This is a genomic window from Streptomyces sp. NPDC058663 (genome assembly GCF_042716745.1).
In the GTDB taxonomy this organism is placed as follows: domain Bacteria; phylum Actinomycetota; class Actinomycetes; order Streptomycetales; family Streptomycetaceae; genus Streptomyces.
Genome location: NZ_JBHXRV010000043.1, coordinates 38,859 through 61,074, shown reverse-complemented (window position 1 = coordinate 61,074; position 22,216 = coordinate 38,859). Strand labels below are relative to the sequence as shown.

18 protein-coding genes are annotated in these 22,216 nt (G+C 70.0%); 2 read left to right on the top strand and 16 right to left on the bottom strand.

All coding sequences use genetic code 11. The features are described from left to right. Positions 1–44 precede the first annotated feature (44 nt). The 12 genes from aroC to ACFWVV_RS27970 form a co-directional block, all read right to left on the bottom strand. Positions 45–1,229, bottom strand: a complete 1,185-nt coding sequence (gene aroC, locus ACFWVV_RS28025) for a chorismate synthase (RefSeq protein WP_384355707.1) — start codon at positions 1,227–1,229, stop codon at positions 45–47. Between the two features lie 151 nt (positions 1,230–1,380). After that, positions 1,381–2,223, bottom strand: coding sequence for a shikimate dehydrogenase (locus ACFWVV_RS28020; RefSeq protein ID WP_384355705.1), 843 nt, complete (start codon positions 2,221–2,223; stop codon positions 1,381–1,383). Next, a complete protein-coding gene (gene mltG, locus ACFWVV_RS28015) occupies positions 2,201–3,898 on the bottom strand; it encodes an endolytic transglycosylase MltG (RefSeq protein WP_384355703.1) in 1,698 nt (565 codons plus the stop codon). Before mltG ends, ACFWVV_RS28020 begins: the two co-directional genes overlap by 23 nt. 123 nt (positions 3,899–4,021) lie before the next feature. Then, the gene (ruvX, locus tag ACFWVV_RS28010) at positions 4,022–4,486 is read right to left on the bottom strand and encodes a Holliday junction resolvase RuvX (RefSeq protein WP_384355701.1); all 465 of its coding nucleotides are present in this window, start codon (positions 4,484–4,486) and stop codon (positions 4,022–4,024) included. Beyond that, positions 4,486–7,155: an alanine--tRNA ligase gene (gene alaS / locus ACFWVV_RS28005; RefSeq protein WP_384355699.1), complete on the bottom strand. Its 2,670-nt coding sequence runs from the start codon at positions 7,153–7,155 to the stop codon at positions 4,486–4,488. Before alaS ends, ruvX begins: the two co-directional genes overlap by 1 nt. Then, complete coding sequence (locus ACFWVV_RS28000; RefSeq protein ID WP_384355697.1) at positions 7,155–7,511, bottom strand: DUF6167 family protein; 357 nt, start codon at positions 7,509–7,511, stop codon at positions 7,155–7,157. Before ACFWVV_RS28000 ends, alaS begins: the two co-directional genes overlap by 1 nt. A 7-nt stretch (positions 7,512–7,518) precedes the next feature. Continuing rightward, positions 7,519–7,959, bottom strand: a complete 441-nt coding sequence (locus ACFWVV_RS27995; protein ID WP_384355730.1) for a DUF948 domain-containing protein — start codon at positions 7,957–7,959, stop codon at positions 7,519–7,521. Between the two features lie 225 nt (positions 7,960–8,184). After that, positions 8,185–8,799: a 30S ribosomal protein S4 gene (gene rpsD / locus ACFWVV_RS27990; RefSeq protein ID WP_384355695.1), complete on the bottom strand. Its 615-nt coding sequence runs from the start codon at positions 8,797–8,799 to the stop codon at positions 8,185–8,187. A gap of 364 nt (positions 8,800–9,163) precedes the next feature. Beyond that, positions 9,164–10,516 carry a replication-associated recombination protein A gene (locus ACFWVV_RS27985; protein ID WP_384355693.1) on the bottom strand — a complete coding sequence of 451 codons (1,353 nt, stop codon included), beginning with the start codon at positions 10,514–10,516 and terminating at the stop codon, positions 9,164–9,166. A gap of 92 nt (positions 10,517–10,608) precedes the next feature. Next, entirely contained in the window at positions 10,609–11,256 is a 648-nt protein-coding gene (locus tag ACFWVV_RS27980) for a vitamin K epoxide reductase family protein (protein WP_384355691.1), read from the bottom strand. Positions 11,257–11,452: 196 nt separating this feature from the next. Then, complete coding sequence (hisS, locus tag ACFWVV_RS27975; RefSeq protein WP_384355689.1) at positions 11,453–12,715, bottom strand: histidine--tRNA ligase; 1,263 nt, start codon at positions 12,713–12,715, stop codon at positions 11,453–11,455. A gap of 10 nt (positions 12,716–12,725) precedes the next feature. Next, a complete protein-coding gene (locus ACFWVV_RS27970) occupies positions 12,726–13,421 on the bottom strand; it encodes an MBL fold metallo-hydrolase (RefSeq protein WP_384355687.1) in 696 nt (231 codons plus the stop codon). A gap of 179 nt (positions 13,422–13,600) precedes the next feature. Here ACFWVV_RS27970 and ACFWVV_RS27965 point away from each other — a divergent pair, with 179 nt between their 5' ends. Continuing rightward, entirely contained in the window at positions 13,601–14,413 is an 813-nt protein-coding gene (locus tag ACFWVV_RS27965; protein ID WP_384355685.1) for a peptidylprolyl isomerase, read from the top strand. Between the two features lie 162 nt (positions 14,414–14,575). Further along, positions 14,576–15,805, top strand: coding sequence for a DUF349 domain-containing protein (locus tag ACFWVV_RS27960; protein ID WP_384355683.1), 1,230 nt, complete (start codon positions 14,576–14,578; stop codon positions 15,803–15,805). Between the two features lie 170 nt (positions 15,806–15,975). On the opposite strand, the gene ACFWVV_RS27955 is transcribed toward ACFWVV_RS27960, so the two are convergent. From ACFWVV_RS27955 to secD, 4 genes are all read right to left on the bottom strand, one after another. Next, on the bottom strand, positions 15,976–18,462 hold the full coding sequence (locus ACFWVV_RS27955; RefSeq protein ID WP_384355681.1) for a RelA/SpoT family protein: 2,487 nt from the start codon (positions 18,460–18,462) through the stop codon (positions 15,976–15,978). Between the two features lie 243 nt (positions 18,463–18,705). Next, positions 18,706–19,254 carry an adenine phosphoribosyltransferase gene (locus tag ACFWVV_RS27950; protein WP_384355679.1) on the bottom strand — a complete coding sequence of 183 codons (549 nt, stop codon included), beginning with the start codon at positions 19,252–19,254 and terminating at the stop codon, positions 18,706–18,708. Next, positions 19,251–20,339 carry a protein translocase subunit SecF gene (secF, locus tag ACFWVV_RS27945; RefSeq protein ID WP_384355677.1) on the bottom strand — a complete coding sequence of 363 codons (1,089 nt, stop codon included), beginning with the start codon at positions 20,337–20,339 and terminating at the stop codon, positions 19,251–19,253. Before secF ends, ACFWVV_RS27950 begins: the two co-directional genes overlap by 4 nt. A 1-nt stretch (position 20,340) precedes the next feature. Beyond that, the gene (gene secD / locus ACFWVV_RS27940) at positions 20,341–22,113 is read right to left on the bottom strand and encodes a protein translocase subunit SecD (protein WP_384355675.1); all 1,773 of its coding nucleotides are present in this window, start codon (positions 22,111–22,113) and stop codon (positions 20,341–20,343) included. Positions 22,114–22,216 lie beyond the last annotated feature (103 nt).

The window sequence follows — 22,216 nt, the reverse complement described above, 5'->3', positions numbered from 1 at the left end:
CAGAACGATCCTGGGACCTGTCTCCCGATGTGCCTCGGGCCCGGTCACCGGATCTGGAGGTTGTCGAGGTACGACTGCACGTTGCGCCGCGTCTCACCGACGCTGTCGCCGCCGAACTTCTCCGCGACCGCGTCCGCCAGGACCAGCGCCACCATGGCCTCGGCCACGATGCCCGCAGCAGGAACGGCACACACGTCGGAACGCTGGTGATGCGCCGCGGCAACCTCACCGGTCGCCACGTCGATCGTCGCCAGCGCGCGCGGCACCGTCGCGATCGGCTTCATGGCCGCTCGCACCCGCAGCAGCTCACCCGTGGACATGCCGCCCTCGGTGCCGCCGGCCCGGCCGGTCGTGCGCTTCACGCCGTCCGCCGTCGGCACGATCTCGTCGTGCGCCTTGGACCCCGGCACCCGGGCCAGGTCGAAGCCGTCGCCGACCTCGACGCCCTTGATCGCCTGGATGCCCATGAGCGCGCCCGCCAGACGGGAGTCGAGACGCCGGTCCCAGTGGGTGAACGAACCCAGTCCCACCGGCACGTTGTACGCCAGCACCTCGACCACACCGCCGAGGGTGTCGCCGTCCTTGTGGGCCTGGTCGATCTCCGCGACCATCGCCTTCGACGCGTCGGCGTCCAGGCAGCGCACCGGGTCCTCGTCCAGCTTCGCCTCGTCGGAGGGCTTGGGCAGCACGCCGTACGGCGCCTTGGCCGCGGCCAGCTCGACGACGTGCGAGACGATCTCGATCCCCGTGGTCTGCTTCAGGTACGACCTGGCGACCGCGCCCAGCGCGACCCGCGCGGCGGTCTCTCTGGCGCTCGCCCGCTCCAGCACCGGACGTGCCTCGTCCAGTGCGTACTTCTGCATGCCGGCGAGGTCCGCGTGGCCGGGCCGGGGGCGGGTCAGCGGGGCGTTGCGCGCCATCGTGGCCAGCTCGTCGGGGTCCACGGGATCGGCCGACATGACCTTCTCCCACTTGGGCCACTCGGTGTTGCCCACCATGATCGCGACGGGGCCGCCCATGGTGAGACCGTGCCGGACGCCGCCGAGGAAGGTCACCTCGTCCTGCTCGAACTTCATCCGGGCGCCGCGCCCATAACCGAGCCTGCGCCGCGCCAGCGCCTCCGCCACCATCCCCGTGGTGATCGGCACACCGGAGGGAAGGCCCTCCAGCGTCGCGACGAGTGCGGGTCCGTGGGATTCCCCCGCGGTCAGCCAGCGCAACCTGCTCAACGGTGCTCCTCATGCTCGCGCCTGGAACTGCAACGACGCAGCCCGGATGCGCGGCCCGGACCCGCCACCCCGATCCTCCCACGTCCGGCAGTGCGCCTTGGCCACAGGTCCAGCACTCGGACCGGCCGCCCAGCCACCGGACAGCGGAACCTCAGCGTCCGGCGAGCGCCCGCTCGCCCGCCGCGCGCATGGCGGCGAGCGGTGCCCGGGGCACTCCCGTCATCTGCTCCACCTGCAGCACCGCCTGGTGCACCAACAGATCGAGCCCTCCGACCACCGCTCCCCCGCGCGCCGACCAGGCGGCAGCGAGGGGGGTGGGCCAGGGCTCGTAGAGGACGTCGAAGAGCGTCCCGACGGCGGTCGGCAGGTCCGCCGCCAGGGCGTCGGTCGCCCCGGCCGGGGTCGTCGCGATCACCAGCGGGGCGGTGAAGGCCTCCCTGGCATCGGCCCAGTCGGCGGTGTGCACATCGACCGCGAGCCGCTCGCCCCAGAGCCGCATCTCGGCCGCGCGGGCTTCGCTGCGTACGTAGGCGGTGACGGTCCCGGTGCAGATCCGGCCCAGCGCGGCGAGCGCGGACGAGGCGGTGGCCCCGGCCCCGAGCACCGCCGCGGACTCGACCTTCTCGACGCCGCGCTCGCGCAGGGCGGAGACCATGCCGGGGATGTCGGTGTTGTCCCCGACCCGCCGTCCGTCGTCGGTGAAGACGACGGTGTTCACCGCTTCCACGGAAGCCGCCGTTCCGCTTATCTCGTCGAGCAGCGGGATGATCGCCCGCTTGAGCGGCATGGTCAGCGAGAGGCCCGCCCAACCCTCTCCCAACTCCTCGATGAACACGGGCAGTTGCGCCTCGTCCACCTCGAAGCGGTCGTACGACCAGCCGTCGAGCCCCAGCTCCGCGTAGGCGGCGCGGTGCAGGACCGGGGAGAGGGAGTGGGCGATGGGCTTGCCGAGGACGGCGGCCCGCCGTGTCTCAGCGGCCCTTCTGGCTGGCATTGAACTTTTCCTTCAGTCTGAGGAACTCGGCATGGGTCTTGGCGAACTCGGTCTTGTTCACGCCGTCGGTCGCCACGAAGTAGAGCCAGCCGTCGTTCGTCGGGTTCACCGCTGCGCTGAGCGCGTCGTTGCTCGGGTTGTTGATCGGTCCGGGCGGCAGACCGATGTGCGCGTACGTGTTGTAGGGGTCCTTGTCCTTCGTGATCGCGTCTTCGCCGATGTTGATGTTGCTCTGACCCTTGGCGTAGTTGTAGGTCGAGTCGAACTGGAGCTTGCCGACGGTCTGCGGGTTGTACTCCAGACGGTTGTAGACGACTTCAGACATCTTGCGGTAGTCGTCGTGCGTCTTGCCCTCGGCCTCGACGAGGCTCGCCACGATGAGCAGCTCGAAGGGCTTGAGCTTCAGCTTCGACGCCTCTCCCGTGATGTTCTGCTCCTCGTAGTGGGCGGTGGCCTGCGCGACCATCTTCTTGAGGATCGTCTCGGGCTTCGTGCCCTTCGGCATCGAGTAGGTCGCGGGGTACAGGAAGCCTTCCAGCCTGTCCTTGGCCTCCGGGTCCTTGGGCACCCAGGCGGGCAGACCGAGGCTGTCGGCCTGGGCCTTGGCGACACCCTTCGTGGTGCCGGCCTTGAGCCCGAGCCGTTTGTCGATCTGGGCGTAGACCGCGACGTTCCGCGTACCCGGCGGAAGGATGTAGTTGTTGCGGCTCTCCGGTTTGAGCATCAGCTCGACGGCGCTCGCCGCGGACATTTCCCTCTTGAGCGTGTAGGAGCCGGGCTGGAGGAACCCCCCCTTGGGGTTCTTGTTCACTGCCGCCACGAAGGCGTCGACGCTCTTGACGACACCGGCCTTCTTGAGGACGTTGCCGATCTCGTTGCCGCCGGCGTGGTCCTTGATCTCGACCTGCACCGTCCCGCTGCCCTCGCCGGAGTAGTCCTCCGCCGGCCCGAACCGCGCCTTCCAGAAGTCGTAGCCGAAGTAGGCAGCCCCGCCGAGTCCCCCGAGCAGGACCGCCGAAACCACCAGGCACGCGCAGCCGTTGCGGCTCTTCTTCTTGCTCTTGCCGGGCTTGCCGCCCTTGCCCCGGCGCGAGGAGCGCGGGTCGTCGTCGTAGTCCTCGTCGTCACCGTCGCCGCGGGGAGGGGTGCGGCCGTTGTCGGTCCCGGTGAAGAAGGGGTGCTCCTCCTCGACGGGTGCGTCCGGGTCCCAGTCGGGGGCGGGGTCCGGCGGTGCCTGCCGCTGGCCGGGGGGCTGCGGCGGGGGGTACGCCTCGGGGGTCTGGTAGTGGTCGTGGCCGCCGGTGTCGTAACCGGGCTGCTGACCGCTGTACGGGTCGGCCGGGTTCATGCCGTACGGGATCGCCTGGCCCTGGCCGGTGTCCCAGCCGTCCTGGTGGCCCTGGCCCTCCGGCTGGCCGTAACCCTGCTGCTGCGGGTAGTGCTGCTGGTGCTGTTGCTGCGAGGGGTACTGCTGACCGTCGTAGTACGGCTGCTGGGGGTGGCCCTCCTGCGGATACTGCTGCTGCGCCTGACCGGCGCCGTACGGGTCCTGACCGTACGGCGACTGGTCCTGCGCGGCCTGCTGTCCGCCCCAGCCCTGGCCACCCCGGTCCCCGTACAACGGGTCCTCGGGGTGCCACGGTTCGGAGCCCTGACCCCGGCCATACTCAGTCATCGGTCCCCTAGAGCCGCTGGGCGGCGGGTGTGGCGCGCGTGGGGCACGGCATCCGTCCCGCCTTCTTTCCTGTGCGGCAGCTGTTCGAACGCCGCCACGGCGCGGAACGTTACCGTATCGCGATCAGACAACCACTTCGACGCCTTCGCCAGGGAGCTCTCCCGACACCCGTTCGGCCTCAAGCGCGTTCTGAAGAATGACAATCGCGGCGGCCTGGTCGATGACAGACCGGCCCTTTTTGGACTTCACGCCCGAGGCGCGCAGTCCCTGAGTTGCCGTCACTGTGGTCATCCTCTCGTCGACGAGCCGGACGCCGACGGGCGCGATGCCCTTGGCCAGCTCCTGGGCGAAGGCCCTGACCTTGACCGCGGCCGGGCCTTCGCCCCCGTTGAGGGAGCGAGGGAGACCGACCACGACCTCGAGGGGTTCGTACTCCTCGACCAGCTGGCGCAGCCGCCGGTGGGCGGCCGGGACGTCACGTCCCGGCACGGTCTCCACCGGCGTGGCGAGGACCCCGTCGGGGTCGCACGAGGCGACCCCGATCCGGGCGTCCCCGACGTCGATCGCGAGACGGCGTCCGCGTCGCATCAGGCGGTTTCCCCGACGAGGCGCTCGACGGCGTCGATGGCGTCGCCGATGGCGGTGACGCTGGTGCCGCCGCCCTGGGCGACGTCAGGCTTGCCGCCGCCACCGCCGCCGAGGGTCTTGGCCGCGGTACGGACCAGGTCACCGGCCTTCAGGCCGCGCTGACGGGCGGCCTCATTGGTGGCGATGACCGTCAGGGGGCGGCCGTTGGCCGTGGTGAACAGGGCCACGACGGCGGCCCTTTCGCCCTGGATGCGACCGCGCACGTCGAGGACCAGCCTGCGCAGGTCGTCGGCGGACGTGCCGTCCGGCACCTGGCCGGTGACCAGGGCGACGCCCTTGATGTCCTTGGCGCCCTGGACGAGTCCGGCGGCGGCCTGCAGGACCTTCTCCGCGCGGAACTTCTCGATCTCCTTCTCGGCGTCCTTCAGCTTGCCGAGCATCGAGGAGATCTTCTCCGGAAGCTCCTCGGGACGGCCCTTGACCAGCTCCTGGAGCTGGGCGACGACCGTGTGCTCACGGGCCAGGAACTTGTACGCGTCGACGCCGACCAGGGCCTCGATGCGGCGCACGCCCGAACCGATGGACGACTCGCCGAGCAGCTTCACCAGACCCAGCTGGGCGGTGTTGTGCACGTGGGTGCCGCCGCACAGCTCCTTGGAGAAGTCGCCGATGGTGACCACGCGGACGCGCTCGCCGTACTTCTCGCCGAACTCGGCGATGGCGCCCTGCTTCTTGGCCTCGTCGATGGACATGACCTCGGCGTGGACGTCCATCTCGTGCGAGAGGACCTCGTTGATCCGCTGCTCGACATCGGTGAGGACGGCGCCGGGGACGGCGGCCGGGGAGCCGAAGTCGAAGCGGAAGCGGCCGGGCTGGTTCTCGGAGCCGGCCTGGGCGGCCGTCGGGCCGAGAGCGTCGCGCAGCGCCTGGTGGGTCAGGTGCGTGGCCGAGTGGGCGCGGGCGATGGCGTTGCGGCGGTGTACGTCGATGATGGCCTGGGCCTGCGCGCCGACGGTGACCTCGCCGACCTGGACGACGCCCTTGTGGACGTACACACCGGGGACGGGCTTCTGGCAGTCGCGGATCTCGACGATGGCGCCGGTGTCCAGCTTGATGCGGCCCGTGTCACCGATCTGGCCGCCGCCCTCGGCGTAGAACGGGGTGCGGTCCAGGACGATCTCGACGTCGTCGCCCTCGGTGGCGACCGGCGAGGGCACGCCGTCCACGAGGATGCCGACGACACGGGACTCGCCGGTGGTGGAGGTGTAACCGATGAAGTCGGTCTCGCCGGCGGCGTCCGCGATCTCGCGGTAGCCGGACATGTCGGCGTGGCCGTGCTTCTTGGCCTGGGCGTCGGCCTTGGCGCGGTCCCGCTGCTCCTTCATCAGGCGGCGGAACCCGTCCTCGTCCACCGAAAGGCCCTGTTCGGCGGCCATCTCCAGGGTGAGGTCGATCGGGAAGCCCCAGGTGTCGTGGAGCAGGAACGCCTTGTCGCCGGAGAGGACCTGGCCGCCGGCGGCCTTGGTCTCGGTGACGGCGGTGTCCAGGATGTTGGTGCCGCCCTTGAGGGCCTTGAGGAAGGCGGCCTCCTCGGCGAGGGCGACGCCCAGGATGCGCTGGCGGTCGGTGATGAGCTCGGGGTACTGCTGGCCCATCGTGTCGACGACCGTGTCGACCAGTTCCTGGACGACGGGGCCGGTGGCGCCCATGAGGCGCATGTTGCGGATGGCGCGGCGCATGATGCGGCGCAGGACGTAGCCGCGGCCCTCGTTGCCGGGGGTGACGCCGTCCCCGATGAGCATGACGGAGGTGCGCATGTGGTCGGCGACCACGCGCATCGAGACGTCGGTGCCCTGCGCGGCGCCGTAGCGCACACCGGTCAGCTCGGTGGCCTTGTCCATGACGACGCGCAGGGTGTCGGTCTCGTACATGTTCTGTACGCCCTGGAGGATCATGGCGAGGCGCTCCAGGCCGAGGCCCGTGTCGATGTTCTTCGACGGGAGGTCGCCGAGGATCTCGAAGTCCTCCTTGCCGGTGCCGGCACCGCGCTCGTACTGCATGAAGACCAGGTTCCAGATCTCCACGTAGCGCTCGTCGTTGACGGCGGGGCCGCCCTCGGCACCGAACTCGGGGCCGCGGTCGTAGTTGATCTCCGAGCACGGACCGCAGGGGCCGGGGACGCCCATCGACCAGTAGTTGTCCTTCTTTCCCAGGCGCTGGATGCGCTCGGCGGGGACGCCGATCTTCTCCCGCCAGATCTCCTCGGCCTCGTCGTCGTCGAGGTAGACGGTGATCCAGAGCTTCTCGGGGTCGAGGCCGTAACCGCCCTCGTCCACGGACTTGGTCAGGATCTCCCAGGCGAAGCGGATGGCCCCTTCCTTGAAGTAGTCCCCGAAGGAGAAGTTGCCGCACATCTGGAAGAACGTGCCGTGCCGGGTGGTCTTGCCGACCTCTTCGATGTCCGGGGTGCGGACACACTTCTGGACACTGGTGGCGCGCTGCCAGGGGGCCTTGACCTCACCGAGGAAGTACGGCTTGAAGGGCACCATGCCCGCCGGGACCAGAAGCAGAGTCGGGTCGTCCGCGATGAGCGACGCCGAAGGGACAACGGTGTGACCGCGCTCCTCGAAGAAGCTCAGCCAGCGGCGACGAATTTCTGCCGACTCCATCAGTGGTCCTCATTCCGGTTGTACGAATTCCCGCGCGGTGACGGGGAGTTGGTGGTGGGGTGCGCGGGCCTGCGCGGGTCGAGCGCCGCCGCGTAGGACTGGGGCGGGAGCGCTCGCGCGTCGTCGGGGTCCGCGTCGAGGCCGAGCGCGTCGCCGAGTTCGGCCTCGCGCTGGACCATGCCGGCCCGGACGTCGAGCGCGAAGTCCTTGATCCGGTGGCCCGCTTCGACCGCCTTGTCGGCTGCCTGGGCCGCGAGGCTCTCGGGGGTCAGCGCCTTGAGCTTGCGGTTGACCTTCTGGGTGGCCCACACGCCGGCTGCGGCGCCTGCGGTGAACCAGAACGTACGGCGGAACATCGCTGCGTCAGTCCTTAGATCCGCGGGAACTCCGGCCGCCGCGCCTCGCCCGTCGCGCGGTGGGCAGCGTTCGGCCGACGATCACGGTACGGCGGTCCGGAGCCGGCGGCTCCGGGGTCTTCTTGCGGCCGATCGCCTGGCGCACTCCGTATCCGAAGGCGGCGACCTTGACCAGCGGGCCCCCGAAGGTGGAGGCGACGGTGGAGGAGAGCGCGGAGGCGGTGGAGGTGACTTCCTGCACGTCGGAGGCGATCGCGTCGACCCGGTCGAGCTGGGTCTGCGCGGACCGCACGGTCGCGGAGGCGTCGGACAGCAGCGGAACCGCCTGCTCCGTCACCTCTGCCACCATCCGGGTCGTCGCCCTGAGCGTCTGCGCCAGTCTCACCAGCACCACGGCGAGGAAGGAGACGAGGATCGCCCAGAAGACGGCCACCAGGATGCCGGCCACCTCTCCACCGGACACGTTGCACTCCCTGTTTGGGTCGGGACATGGGGTCGCGAAAGTCGTTCCGCGAGCCTATCGCGCCGGGGCTGCGAGTCCGTACCGCATATCGCGCGCCCCGGGAGCCGGCGGAACAGGTGCCCGGGAATGCGCAAACCCGCCGCTTTCCGCCTCGCGAGGAGACGGAAAGACGACGGGCGGTGCACACACGTGCAGAGGACTGCGACCGGATCAGCGGGCGTAGTACTCGACGACCAGCTGCTCGTCGCAGATGACCGGGATTTCCTTGCGGTTCGGGTCGCGGTCCAGGCGGAAGGCCAGAGCCTTCAGGTTCACCTGGAGGTAGCGCGGGGTCTCGCCGTCCGTGTCGTAGCCACCCTCGCGGGCGACCTGGAACGGGACCTTGTCGCGGCTGCGCTCGCGGACCATCACGACGTCGTCGGGACGGACGCGGAACGACGGCTTGTCGACCTTGCCGCCGTTGACCTCGATGTGGCCGTGGACGACCATCTGGCGGGCCTGGTAGATGGTGCGGGCGATGCCCGAACGCAGGACCAGGGCGTCGAGGCGACGCTCGAGCTCGACGACCAGCGCCTCGCCCGTCTTGCCTTCGGCCTTCTTGGCGCGGTCGTAGGCACGCGCCATCTGGCGCTCGCTGATGTCGTACTGGGCGCGCAGACGCTGCTTCTCGAGCAGGCGGACCTTGTAGTCCGAGTTCTGCTTGCGGCCACGGCCGTGCTCGCCGGGCGGGTACGGGCGCGACTCGAAGTACTTGACGGCCTTCGGCGTCAGCGCAATGCCGAGCGCGCGGCTCTTCTTGACCTTGGGGCGGGACTGGTTCGGCACGAACCAACCTCTCTATCTGTTCGGAATACGGCTTCACCAGGGTTAAGGGAGGTCGCATCCGCAGCCGGGGAAACCCCTCCATCGCTGGACGGGCAGCCGCTCCCTGGTCTGGGCACTATGTGCAGCACGCGAGTGGCCCACCTACCGGTCGGGGCCCTGAGGCCCTTGGGGTGGTGGGCTGCCCGCGACACCTTCAACGGTGCGCGACGCTCCTGGAACACCTCCGGGGAGGGCTCCGGCTGCATGTCCCGTTCTGGTGATGCCGGTACGGAACCGGACACGGGACGCAGCGCTTCGGTCGATTGTACTAGGCCCCGGGCGATGGTGCGGACAGCAGTACACCCGGGGGCCGGGGTCCGGCGGGTCAGCCCTGCCCGTTCAGCCGCTCGCGCACCTTTTCCACCACGTCCGCGTACCGCGCCTCCGCCCCGTAGCGGGTGGGGGTGTAGTACTGACGGCCGCGCACCTCGTCCGGGGCGTACTGCTGGGCGGCGATTCCGCCGGGCACGTCGTGCGGGTAGACGTACCCCTGGGCGTGGCCGAGCTTGGCGGCGCCCTTGTAGTGCCCGTCACGCAGGTGCGCGGGGACGGCTCCGGCCAGGCCGTTGCGCACGTCCGCCTGGGCGGCGGAGATGGCGAGGGTCGCCGCGTTCGACTTGGGGGCCAGGGCGAGGGCGATGGTGGCGTGGCTCAGGGTGAGGGCGGCCTCGGGGAAGCCGATCATGGCGACGGCCTGCGCGGCGGCGACCGCGGTGGGCAGGGCGGTCGGGTCGGCGAGGCCGATGTCCTCGCTGGCGGAGATCATCAGCCGCCTGGCGATGAACCGGGGGTCCTCCCCCGCCTCGATCATCCGGGCCAGGTAGTGCAGGGCGGCGTCCACGTCGGAGCCCCGGATGGACTTGATGAGGGCGCTGGCGACGTCGTAGTGCTGGTCGCCGTCGCGGTCGTACTTCACGGCGGCCCGGTCAACGGTCTCCTCGACCGTCTCCAGGGTGATCGCCTCCTCCCCCTTGGAGATCGCCGCTCCGGCCGCCGCCTCCAGAGCGGTGAGCGCGCGCCGGGCATCACCGCCGGCGATCCGCAGCAGATGGTCCTCGGCGTCCTCGGGGAGGGTGACCGCGCCGCCGAGACCGCGCTCCTCGGTGAGCGCCCGGCGGATCAGTCCGCGCAGGTCGTCGTCGGTGAGGGATTCCAGGGTGAGGAGCAGCGAGCGGGACAGCAGCGGCGAGATGATCGAGAAGTACGGGTTCTCGGTGGTGGCCGCGATGAGGGTGACCCAGCGGTTCTCCACGGCGGGCAGCAGGGAGTCCTGCTGGGCCTTGCTGAAGCGGTGGATCTCGTCGAGGAAAAGGACGGTCTCCTTGCCGAAGCCACCGGTGGCGCGACGGGCGCCCTCGATGACGGCCCGTACTTCCTTCACGCCCGCGGTGATCGCGGACAGCTCCACGAACCGCTTCTGGGTGGCCTGGCTGACGACGTACGCCAAGGTCGTCTTCCCGGTGCCCGGTGGGCCCCAGAGGATCACCGACGAGGGTCCGGCGGGGCCCCCGCCGCCCTCACCCACCAGGCGGCGCAACGGCGAGCCCGGCTTGAGGAGGTGCTTCTGTCCGAAGACCTCGTCCAGGGTGCGCGGGCGCATCCGGACTGCCAGGGGGCTGCTGGACGGGTCCTTTGCCTGGCGGTCTTCTGCGGCTGCGGTAAAGAGATCGGGCTCCACACCCAGAAGCCTAGGTCAGCCCACTGACAATGCGGCCCCGGCCGGGGGGTGCGGCCGGAGCCGCGGGGTGCGGCCGGGGGCCGGGGACCGGCTCAGCTGGTCCAGAAGCTCCACCAGTTCGTCAGGATCAGGATGCCGATGACGCCGATCCACAGCACCGGCGGCACCCAGTGGAACTCCACCAGGCCGCTGCGCAGGGCGCGCGGCGCCGGGAGGATGCGGTGCCTGACGTTGTGGACCGTGACGTAGCAGAACATCACGATCGTGGCGACCCAGGCGAGGCAGCACCACAGGCACAGCGAGCGGATGGTGTAGAGCGACTGGTACTGGAGGTAGGTGCAGAACGCGACGCCGAAGAGGGTGCCCGCGTTGAGGCCGAGCCAGTACCAGCGCCTGTAGCGGGCCCCGGCGAGCAGGGCGACGCCGATGGCGATCACCATGCCGTACGTCACCAGGCCGAGCATCGGGTTGGGAAACCCGAAGAAGGCGGCCTGGTCGCTCTTCATGATGTTGCCGCAGGCGACCACCGGGTTGAGACTGCACCCGGGCGTGAAGTTCGGGTCCTCCAGCAGCTTGATCTTGTCGATGGTGATCACCCAGGCGGCGAGCAGCCCGGCCGCTCCGGTGAGGATCAGCATCCAGGCGAAGGCCCGTCCGGAGCCGATGGGTCCGGCGCCGTCCCGCTCGTCCCGCTGCACTGACGCGCCCTCTGACACGTCGTCAACCGCTCTCGTCGTCATATCGCCGTTCCGTCGCTGCTGTGGCCTTGCCGGGCAGGCTCATTGTGCCGTACGGGGGACGCCGCACGCCGTTCGCCGGACATAAGGAAGGGCCCGGAAACCAGTGGTTCCGGGCCCTTCCCCCCTACGGACGCCCGCCCCGCTCGCGCACGCCCTCCCTGGGTGGGACAGCACGCACGCACGTGCGGAATGCCGGTCAGACCAGTCGGCGCCGGAGCTCCGCGACGACCGCGTCCAGCGCCAGCGGCTCCTGCTCGCCGGACTCCATGTCCTTGAGCTGGACCTGGCCCTCGGCGAGGTCGCGCTCGCCCGCGATGATCACGTAACGGGCGCCCGTGCGGTGCGCGTTCTTCATGGCGCTCTTCAGGCCGCGGCCGGTGAAGGAGAAATCGGTCGCGACCCCGGCCTTCCGCAGCTCGACGACCTTGGCGAAGAGCACCCGGCGGGCCTCCTCGCCGAGCGGCACCGCGTACACGGCAGTCGACGCCGGGATGTCGAGGGTGATGCCCTCGGCCTCCAGCGCGAGCACCGTGCGGTCGACGCCGAGAGCCCAGCCGACGGACGGCAGCGCGGGGCCGCCGATCATCTCGGACAGGCCGTCGTAGCGGCCGCCGCCGCCCACCGCGGACTGCGAGCCGAGACCGTCGTGGACGAACTCGAAGGTGGTGCGCGTGTAGTAGTCCAGGCCGCGCACCAGCTTCTCGTCGTCCTCGAAGGCGACCCCGGCTGCCGTGATCAGCGCCCGTACCTCCTCGTGGTACGCCTTGCACCCGTCGCACAGGTAGTCGCGCAGCGCCGGGGCGCCGACGAGCTGCTTCTGCACGTCCGCACGCTTGTCGTCCAGGACGCGCAGCGGGTTGATCTCGGCGCGGCGGACGGTTTCCGCGTCGAGGTCGAGTCCGCGCAGGAAGGTCTGGAGGGCCTCCCGGTAGACGGGGCGGCACTCCTTGTCGCCGAGCGAGTTCAGCAGGATGCGGAAGTTCCGCAGGCCGAGCGAGCGGTACGCCTGGTCGGCCAGGATGATCATCTCGGCGTCCAGCGCCGGGTCCTCGGCGCCGATGGCCTCGGCACCGACCTGCGAGAAGTGGCGGTAGCGGCCCTTCTGGGGGCGCTCGTAGCGGTAGTACGAGCCGGAGTACCAGAGCTTGACGGGCAGGTTGCCGACCTTGTGGAGGTTGGCTTCCAGAGCGGCGCGGAGCACGGAGGCGGTGCCCTCGGGGCGCAGCGCGAGCTCGTCGCCGCCCTTGGTGGTGAGGGTGTACATCTCCTTGGTCACGATGTCGGTGGACTCGCCGACCCCGCGCGCGAACAGCTCGACGTTCTCGAAACCGGGCGTCTCGATGTAGCCGTAGCCGGAGTTCTTCAGCGGTGCGGCGATCGCCTCGCGCACCGCGAGGTACGTGGCGGAGACGGGCGGCAGCAGGTCGTACGTGCCCTTGGGGGCCTGAAAGGTACTCACGGGAGGTGGTTCACATTCCTCGTCGGGGGGCGGGCGCGGCGTCCAGGTCCCGCAGGTACGGGTTGGTCGCGCGCTCCTGGCCGATGGTCGTCTGGGGGCCGTGCCCGGACAGCACCACGGTCGAGTCCTGAAGCGGCAGGCACACACGGGCCAGCGATTTCAGGAGGTCGGCGTGGGAGCCACCGGGGAAGTCGGTGCGTCCGACGGAGCCGGCGAACAGCAGGTCGCCCGAGAAGAGGATCTGCGGAATGGCCGCCGCCTCGGGCAGCGTGAAGGTCACCGACCCCTTGGTATGGCCGGGCGCGTGCGACACGGACAGGTCCAGACCGGCGAGCTGCAGCTCGGCGCCGTCGTACAGCTCCTTGACGTCGTCCGGTTCGCCCACCGTGAGCTCGCCCATGAGCTGTGCGCCCAGCGAGCGGCCGAGGGCCTTCTCGGGGTCGCTCATCATGAAGCGGTCCTCGGGGTGGATCCAGGCGGGCACGTTCTTCGCACCGCACACGGGGACGACGGAGGCGACGTGGTCGATGTGTCCGTGGGTGAGCACCACGGCGACGGGCTTCAGCCGATGCTTCTTCAGCGTCTCCTCGACACCCTGCGTGGCCTGGTGGCCGGGGTCGATGATCACGCACTCCTCGCCTGCGGCGGGGGCGACCAGGTAGCAATTGGTCCCCCAGGCCCCGGCGGGGAACCCGGCAATAAGCACGATCGTCCTCTTCGTGGTCGTCCAGCGAGGGCTCGCCCGCGCGTTTTCCCTTGCGCACGCGATGGAAGAGAGCCTACCGGCGCTGCTCGTCCCACAGGTAACCCATATACGGTACGGGCAAGCCCGGGCCCGGTCGGACGGGAGTCCGGCACCAGTCGACACGTACGAGGAGAACTCCGGTGGTCACCAGCGATCAGCGGCGGCGCCAGCTCGCCAGGGAAAAGTTCGAGCGCCAGCAGCAGCGGCGTGCGGAGCGGCAGCGGAGGACGCGGCGCCGTACCGCCGTGATCGGCGCGGCCCTCGCCGTGGTCGTCGCCGGTACCGCGAGCGCCTGCGGGGCAGGACTCTTCGATGCGAAGGACGACAAGAGCGGAAAGGTGGCGGGCAGCGCTCCCGAGTCCTCGGACGCCGCCAAGAAGCCGAACCCGTGCAAGGAGCCCGCCCCGGGCGAGGTCGCGAAGCTGTCCTTCGACAAGGAGCCCGCGCTCACTGTCGACAAGTCGGCGAAGTACCGGATGAAGCTGCAGACCACCTGTGGGGACATCGATCTGGAGCTGGACGCGAAGAACGCGCCGCGCACGGTCAACTCCTTCCAGTTCCTCGCCTCGAAGGGCTACTTCGACCACACGAAGTGCCACCGCCTCACGACGCAGGGCATCTACGTCCTGCAGTGCGGCGACCCGACGGCGGCGGGATCCGGCACCCCCGGCTACAAACTGCCCGACGAGAACCTGAAGGACTCCAGGCTCAAGGGCGGCGTCTACCCGGCGGGCACGGTCGCGATGGCCAACGCGGGCCCCGGCACCGGCGGCAGCCAGTTCTTCCTCGTCTACAAGGACAGCCGCCTCGCGGCGAACTACACCCCCTTCGGCACCGTCAAGGGCGGTCAGGACGTGCTGAAGAAGATCGCTGATGCGGGTGAGTCCAGTGGGATGGGCGACGGGGCGCCGAACGCCACCGTGGTCATCGACAAGGCGACCGTGACCAAGTAGGCCCGCAGCCGAACCGGGATGGACGGGATGCGGACAGCCGCCCTGCGCGTCGCCTATGTTGGCGGTGTGCAGGGCGTCTTCGGCCCCGCGACCGGACTGTGAAAACTGTGGACGATGCCCGGGGGCCGCAAACCCTCGCAGGCATCATGTGGAGGAGGCGCTGTGAGCAGCGACCCGTGGGGCCGCGTCGACGAGACGGGCACCGTGTACGTGCGTACGGCCGAGGGCGAGAAGGTCGTCGGTTCCTGGCAGGCGGGCTCTCCCGAGGAGGCCCTGGCCTACTTCGAGCGCAAGTACGAGGGCCTGGTGGTCGAGATCGGCCTCCTCGAGAAGCGGGTGAAGACCACCGACCTGTCGGCCAAGGACGCCCAGACCGCGATCGGTCATCTGCGTACGCAGGTGGACGAACACCATGCGGTCGGCGACCTCGCCGCGCTGACGAAGCGGCTGGACGCGCTCGTCACGACGGTCGAGCAGCGCCGCGAGGAGCGCAAGGCGGAGAAGGCCAAGCAGGCCGACGAGGCAAAGGCGGCCAAGGAGAAGCTGGTCACCGAGGCCGAGGAGCTGGCGCAGAGCGAGCAGTGGCGCTCGGCCGGCGAGCGGCTGCGGGCGCTGGTGGACATCTGGAAGGGTCTGCCGCGCCTTGACCGCAAGGCGGACGACGAGCTGTGGCACCGGTTCTCGCACGCCCGCTCGGCCTTCTCCAAGCGGCGCAAGGCACACTTCGCCTCGCTGGACGCGCAGCGCGAGGAGGCCCGCAAGGCCAAGGAGAAGCTGGTCGTCGAGGCCGAGTCGCTGTCGAAGTCGACCGACTGGGGCGGCACGGCGGCGCGATACCGCGACCTGATGACGGAGTGGAAGGCGGCGGGCCGCGCCCAGCGCGAGTTCGAGGACGACCTGTGGAACCGCTTCCGCGGTGCCCAGGACGTCTTCTTCGCCGCCCGCGGCGAGACCTTCGCCGAGCGGGACGCGGAGCAGGGCGAGAACCTCAAGCTGAAGGAGGAGCTCGCCGCCGAGGCCGAGAAGCTGGTGCCGGTGAAGGACCTGAAGAGCGCGCGCGCCGCGTTCCGGGCCCTCAACGAGCGCTGGGAGGCCATCGGTCACGTCCCGCGCGACGCACGTCCGAAGGTCGAGGGCCGGATGCAGGCCGTCGAGCGGGCGTTGCAGGAGTCCGAGGAGAACGAGTGGAAGCGGACGAACCCGGAGGCGCGTGCGCGTGCCGCGGGTCTGACCGGTCAGCTCCAGGACGCCGTCGAGAAGCTCCAGAAGCAGATCGACGCGGCGCGCGCCGCGGGCAACAACGCCAAGGCGGACAAGCTCGCCCGTGAGCTGGAGGGCCGTCAGGCGCTGCTCGACCAGGCCATGAAGGGCCTGGAGGAGTTCGGCGGCTGAGGTTGCCCGGCGGCTGAAGTCGTATTCGGCGGTGACGTCACTTGGCGGCTGAGTCGTTTCGGCGGTGAAGTTGCCCGGCAGCTGAGTCGTTTCGGCGGCTGAGGTTTTCGGCTGGTACGTGAAGGGGCCCCCGGCATCGCGCGGGGGCCCCCTTCACGTCACGCCGGGGGCTACGGCCTGCGCGCCGACGTCACCCGGTACACGTCGTACACGCCCTCGACTCCCCTGACCGCCTTGAGCACGTGGCCCAGGTGCTTCGGGTCGCCCATCTCGAAGGTGAAGCGCGAGGTGGCCACCCGGTCGCGGGACGTCTGGACGGCCGCCGACAGGATGTTGACGTGCTGGTCGGACAGGACGCGGGTGACGTCCGAGAGCAGCCGCGAGCGGTCGAGCGCCTCGACCTGGATGGCGACCAGGAAGACCGAGGACTGGGTGGGCGCCCACTCGACTTCGAGCATGCGCTCGGGCTCCTGCGACAGCGAGTCGACGTTGACGCAGTCCGCGCGGTGCACGGAGACGCCGCTGCCCCGGGTGACGAACCCGATGATGGGGTCGCCGGGGACGGGCGTGCAGCAGCGGGCCAGCTTGACCCACACGTCGTCGGTGCCCTTGACGACCACGCCCGGGTCGGCGTTGGCCCGGCGCTTGCTGCGGCCGTGCGAGGGCGGAGAGCTCTCCGCGATGTCCTCGTTGGCGGCGTCCTCCCCGCCGAGCGCCTGCACCAGCTTCTGCACCACGGACTGCGCGGTGACGTGGCTCTCGCCGATCGCCGCGTACAGCGAGGAGATGTCCGGGTAGCGCATCTCGTGCGCGAGGGTGACCAGCGAGTCGCCGGTGAGGATGCGCTGGATCGGCAGGTTCTGCTTGCGCATGGCGCGCGCGATGGCGTCCTTGCCCTGCTCGATGGCCTCGTCGCGGCGCTCCTTGGAGAACCAGGCGCGGATCTTGTTGCGGGCGCGCGGCGACTTCACGAAGCCGAGCCAGTCGCGGGAGGGGCCCGCGCCGTCCGCCTTGGAGGTGAAGACCTCGACCAGGTCGCCGTTGTCCAGGGTCGATTCGAGCGGTACGAGCCGCCCGTTGACCCGTGCCCCTATGGTCCGGTGGCCGACCTCGGTGTGGACTGCGTAGGAGAAGTCGACGGGGGTGGCCCCGGCCGGCAGCGCTATGACGTCGCCCTTGGGGGTGAAGACGAAGACCTCGTTGCGGGAGAGGTCGAAGCGCAGCGACTCCAGGAACTCGCTGGGGTCCTCGGTCTCCTTCTGCCAGTCCAGCAGCTGCCGCAGCCACGCCATGTCGTTGACCGCGTCGTCCTTGTGGCGGGGGACGTCGGTGCGGACCTTGGAGGTGCCGGCGACGGCCTCCTGCTTGTACTTCCAGTGGGCGGCGATGCCGTACTCGGCGCGGCGGTGCATGTCGAAGGTGCGGATCTGGAGCTCGACGGGCTTGCCGTTGGGGCCGATGACCGTCGTGTGCAGGGACTGGTACATGTTGAACTTCGGCATCGCGATGTAGTCCTTGAACCGGCCGGGGACCGGATTCCATCGCGCGTGCACGGTGCCGAGTGCGGCGTAGCAGTCCCGGACCGTGTCGACCAGGACGCGGATGCCCACCAGGTCGTAGATCTCCGCGAAGTCCCGGCCGCGGACGATCATCTTCTGGTAGACGCTGTAGTAGTGCTTGGGCCTGCCGGTGACGGTCGCCTTGATCCGGGCGGAGCGCAGGTCGGACTGCACCTCGTCGGTCACTATGGCCAGGTACTCGTCCCGCTTGGGCGCCCGCTCGGCGACCAGCCGCACGATCTCGTCGTACATCTTGGGGTAGAGGATCGCGAAGGCGAGGTCCTCCAGCTCCCACTTGATGGTGTTCATGCCCAGCCGGTGGGCGAGCGGGGCGTAGATCTCCAGCGTCTCGCGGGCCTTCTTCTCCTGCTTCTCCCGCTTGAGGTAGCGCATGGTGCGCATGTTGTGCAGGCGGTCGGCGAGCTTGATGACCAGGACGCGCGGGTCCTTGGCCATCGCGACGACCATCTTGCGCACCGTCTCGGCCTGCGCGGCCTCGCCGAACTTGACCTTGTCGAGCTTGGTCACGCCGTCCACCAGCAGCGCCACCTGGTCGCCGAAGTCGCGGCGCAGGGTGTCCAGGCCGTACTCGGTGTCCTCGACGGTGTCGTGCAGCAGTCCGGCCATCAGCGTCGCGGGGTCCATGCCCAGCTCGGCCAGGATGGTCGTCACCGCAAGCGGGTGGGTGATGTACGGGTCGCCGCTCTTGCGCTTCTGACCGCGGTGCCAGCGCTCGGCGACCTGGTAGGCCGTCTCGATCTGGCGCAGCGTCGCCGTCTCGATCTTGGGGTCGTTGCTGCGCACTATCCGCAGCAGCGGCTCCAGCACCGGGTTGTACGGGGACTGGCGTTGCACACCGAGGCGGGCGAGCCGGGCCCGGACGCGGTTGGAGGAGCCGCCGCTGCGGGCCGTGGCGCCGGCCGGTGCGGCCGGGCGGACAGCGGGGACGGGCGCGGCGGACGGGACGGCGGGGGCGGGCGATCCGTTGGTGCGCTCGGGAGCCGGCCCCGGCTTCTCGGCCGGGGGCTTCGGGGGCGTGGCGCCCGCCGCGGCGTTGTCCGGCTGCGGGGTGGCGACTGGCTGGGCCTCGTCAGGCAAGAGCGCTCCTCGTACGGGTCCTGGAGTCCGGGGCCCTCGGTGGGGCCGCCCGGTTCAGGTTCTTCCCGGTCGGGTCCGGAAGGCCCATGGTATCGAGCCTTGGCTCCGTGTTCTTCCTGGGCCGGGAGTCGGTACACGGGGAAGGCGGGTCCCGGGTTGCCCCGGTGACCCGCCTTCCCCTGTGCCCGTGCGGTCGATGCGGCCTGTCCGTGCGGTGTGACCCGGACCGGCCCGTGCGACCGCTCAGATGGTGATCAGAGCCTCCAGCGGGGCACCCGCGAGGGCGGGCTCCAGCTTGGCGCGGCCGTTCAGGAAGCCGAGCTCCATCAGGACGGCGACGCCGGCGACCTCGGCCCCGGCCCGCCGGATCAGCTCCAGGGCGGCCTCGGCGGTACCGCCGGTGGCGAGGACGTCGTCGATGACCAGGACGCGGTCGCCGGGGACGAGGTCCTCGGCGTGCACCTCGATCTCGGCGGTGCCGTACTCCAGCTCGTAGCGCTGGGAGAGCGTCGCTCCGGGGAGCTTGCCCGCCTTGCGCATCGGGATGAAGCCCAGTCCCGCGCGGACGGCGACCGGCGCGGCCAGGATGAAGCCGCGGGCCTCCAGGCCGACGACCTTCGTGGCCCCGTGCTGCACGCACAGCTCCGCGAGGGCGTCGGTGAGGGCGGAGAACGCCTCGGGGTCCGCGAGGAGCGGGGTGATGTCCTTGAAGACCACGCCCGGCTTCGGGTAGTCCGGAACATCCCTGATGGAGCGCAGCAGCAGGTCGCGGGTGGTGTCGGTGCTGGTCATCGGCGCTTCCCCGGGGTGCTGCGGCCACGGCCGGGGCGGGGGCCCACGACACCGGCGGCACTCGCCGTCACGGTGTCCTCGGGGCCCTCGGTGCCGTCGTCCGGCTCGCCCTTGGCCGCCGCGGCGGCCCGCTTGGCGAGGATGCGCTTCTTCAGGGCCTTCATCTGCGGGTCGCGTTCCTTCAGGTCGGCGACCAGCGGGGTGGCGATGAAGATCGAGGAGTACGCACCGGCCGCGAGGCCGACGAACAGCGACAGCGAGATGTCGTTGAGCATGCCCGCGCCCAGCACACCGCCACCGATGAACAGGAGGCCCGCGACCGGCAGCAGGGCGACGACAGTGGTGTTGATGGAACGCACCAGGGTGCCGTTGAGGCTGCGGTTGGCGATCTCGCTGTAGGTGAACCGGGTCTGCTTGGTGATGTCCTTGGAGCCCTCCTTGAGACCGTCGAAAACGACGACGGTGTCGTAGAGGGAGTAGCCGAGGATCGTCAGCAGACCGATCACGGTGCCCGGGGTGACCTCGAAGCCCACCAGGGCGTAGATGCCCACGGTGATCGTGAGGTCGTGGATGAGGGCGATGAGGGCGGCGACGGCCATCCGCCACTCGAAGGCGATGGCCAGATAGATCACCACCAGGACCATGAAGACCGCGAGTCCGGTCCAGGCCTTGTTGGCGATGTCCTGGCCCCAGCTGGGGCCGACCAGGTCGGCGTTGATCTTGTCGACCGGGACGTCGAGGTCCTGGGCGAGCTTCTCGGCGACCGGGGCGGCGGACGCAGTGTCGAGGCCGCCGACCTGGATGCGCAGGGTGTCGTTGCCGAGCTTCTGGACGATCGCGTCGTGACCGGAGGCCTTCTCGGCGACCTCCTTCGCCTCCTCCACGGAGACCGTGGTGGCGGGCGTGGTGAAGAGCGCGCCGCCCTGGAACTCGATGCCCATGTTGAGGCCCTTGAACCCGAGGCCCGCGATGGCGATGACGGTGATCAGGATGGAGATCCCGTAGTAGATCATCCGCTTTCCGACGAAGTCGTAACCGACCTCGCCGCGGTACAGCCTGGCGCCGATGCTGCCGAGTCGCGACATCTCACGCCTCCTTCGGTTCGGTGGGGGCGGACACGCGGCGGGTGCGGCGCAGCGGGGGCTGGACTCCGAGCCGCTTCGGGTCGAGCCCGGACCACTTGTGGCCGTTGCCGAAGAACTTCGTCTTCGCGGCGAGCATCGTCATCAGCGGCTTGGTGAAGAGGAACACCACGACCACGTCGAGCAGGGTGGTCAGGCCGAGCGTGAACGCGAAGCCCTGCACCTTGCCGACGGTGACGGCGTACAGCACCACGGCGGACAGCAGGGACACGAAGTCGGACACCAGGATGGTGCGCCGGGCGCGCGGCCAGGCCCGCTCCACGGCGGGGCGCAGGGTGCGGCCGTCGCGGATCTCGTCCCGGATGCGTTCGAAGTACACGATGAACGAGTCGGCGGTGATGCCGATGGCGACGATGGCACCGCAGACCGCCGGCAGGTTCAGCGCGAAGCCGATGGTCGGGCCGAGCAGGGTCATGATCGTGTACGTGAGGATGCCGGAGACGAGGAGGCTCAGGAGGGCGACGAACGACAGGCCGCGGTAGTAGAGCACCAGGTAGACGACGACGAGCGCGAGACCGATCGCACCGGCGATGAGGCCCGCTTCGAGCTGGTCGCTGCCGAGGGCCGGGGTGACCGTGGTGACGGACTGTTCCGCGAAGGACAGCGGGAGGGAGCCGTACGACAGGATGTTGCCGAGTTCCTGGGCGGACTCCTGGGTGAAGCTGCCGGAGATCTCGGCGCTGCCGCTGAGCACGGTGCGGACCGAGGGTGCCGAGACGACGTTGCCGTCCAGGACGATGCCGAACTGGTTCATCGGCGGCTGCTGGCTCATCAGCTTGCCGGTCGTCTTGGCGAACTTCTCCGAGCCGCCCTTCGTGAACTCCATGTTCACGATCCACATGGCGCGCTGCGTGTCGAACTGGGCTCCGGCCTTCTTGACGTCGGTGCCTTCGAGCTCGGCCGGACCCAGGATGTACTTCTCCCAGGTCTTGTTGTCGGTGGCCAGGCCACACGCGATGGTCGGCTCGCCCGGCTTGATGCCGTCGCCGGCCGCCTCGCGCTGCTTCTGGTTGGTGCAGTCGAGGGCGGCGAACGCCTTGTCGAGCTTCTGCGCGGCCGGGTCCGGAGCGGGCGGCGGTGTCTTCTTCGGGTCCGGGGTCTTGGCGCCCGGGGTGCCCGACGGGGTCGGGGTCGGTGCCTTGAGCGCGTCGGTGACGGCACGGCCCTGGGAGGTGGCGGTCGCCGACGGGGTACCCGACGGCTTGCTCTTGTCCTTGGGGTCGTTCGCCGCGGGCTTGCCCTTGTCGCCCGTGCCGGTGGCCGACGGGGTCGGCTTCGGGGTCGCGGACGGGTCGGGCAGCGGCGTGCCCTGGGTGACCGTCAGTACGGGCCGGAAGTAGAGCTTGGCGGTCGTACCGACCTGCTCACGGGCCTGGTTGGAGTTCGTGCCCTTGGGGATGTTGACGATGATGTTGTCGTCGCCCTGGGTCTGAACCTCCGCCTCGGAGACGCCCATGCCGTTGACACGGCGTTCCATGATGCCGACCGCGGTGTCCATGTTGGTCTTGTTGATCGCGTTCGGCTGGCCGGGCTCGTTCTGCGCCTTGAGCGTGATGCTCGTACCGCCGGCCAGGTCGATGCCCAGGCGCGGGGTGGTGTGCCCGGACGCGAACATCCCGCCGGTGAGGGCGAGGATGATGATCGTGATCAGGGCCAGGGCGCGTCCCGGCCTGCCGGGGGCCCCCGCCGGCCTGCGGCCCTTCTTCGGTGCTGCCACCTTCTCGATTCTCCCTGTCCAACCGCACGCGCGGGGTGTGCGTCGATGCGGCCACGAAGTGTTGTGGAGGCGCCGGCCTCCGCGGAGACCGGCGCGGTCCACG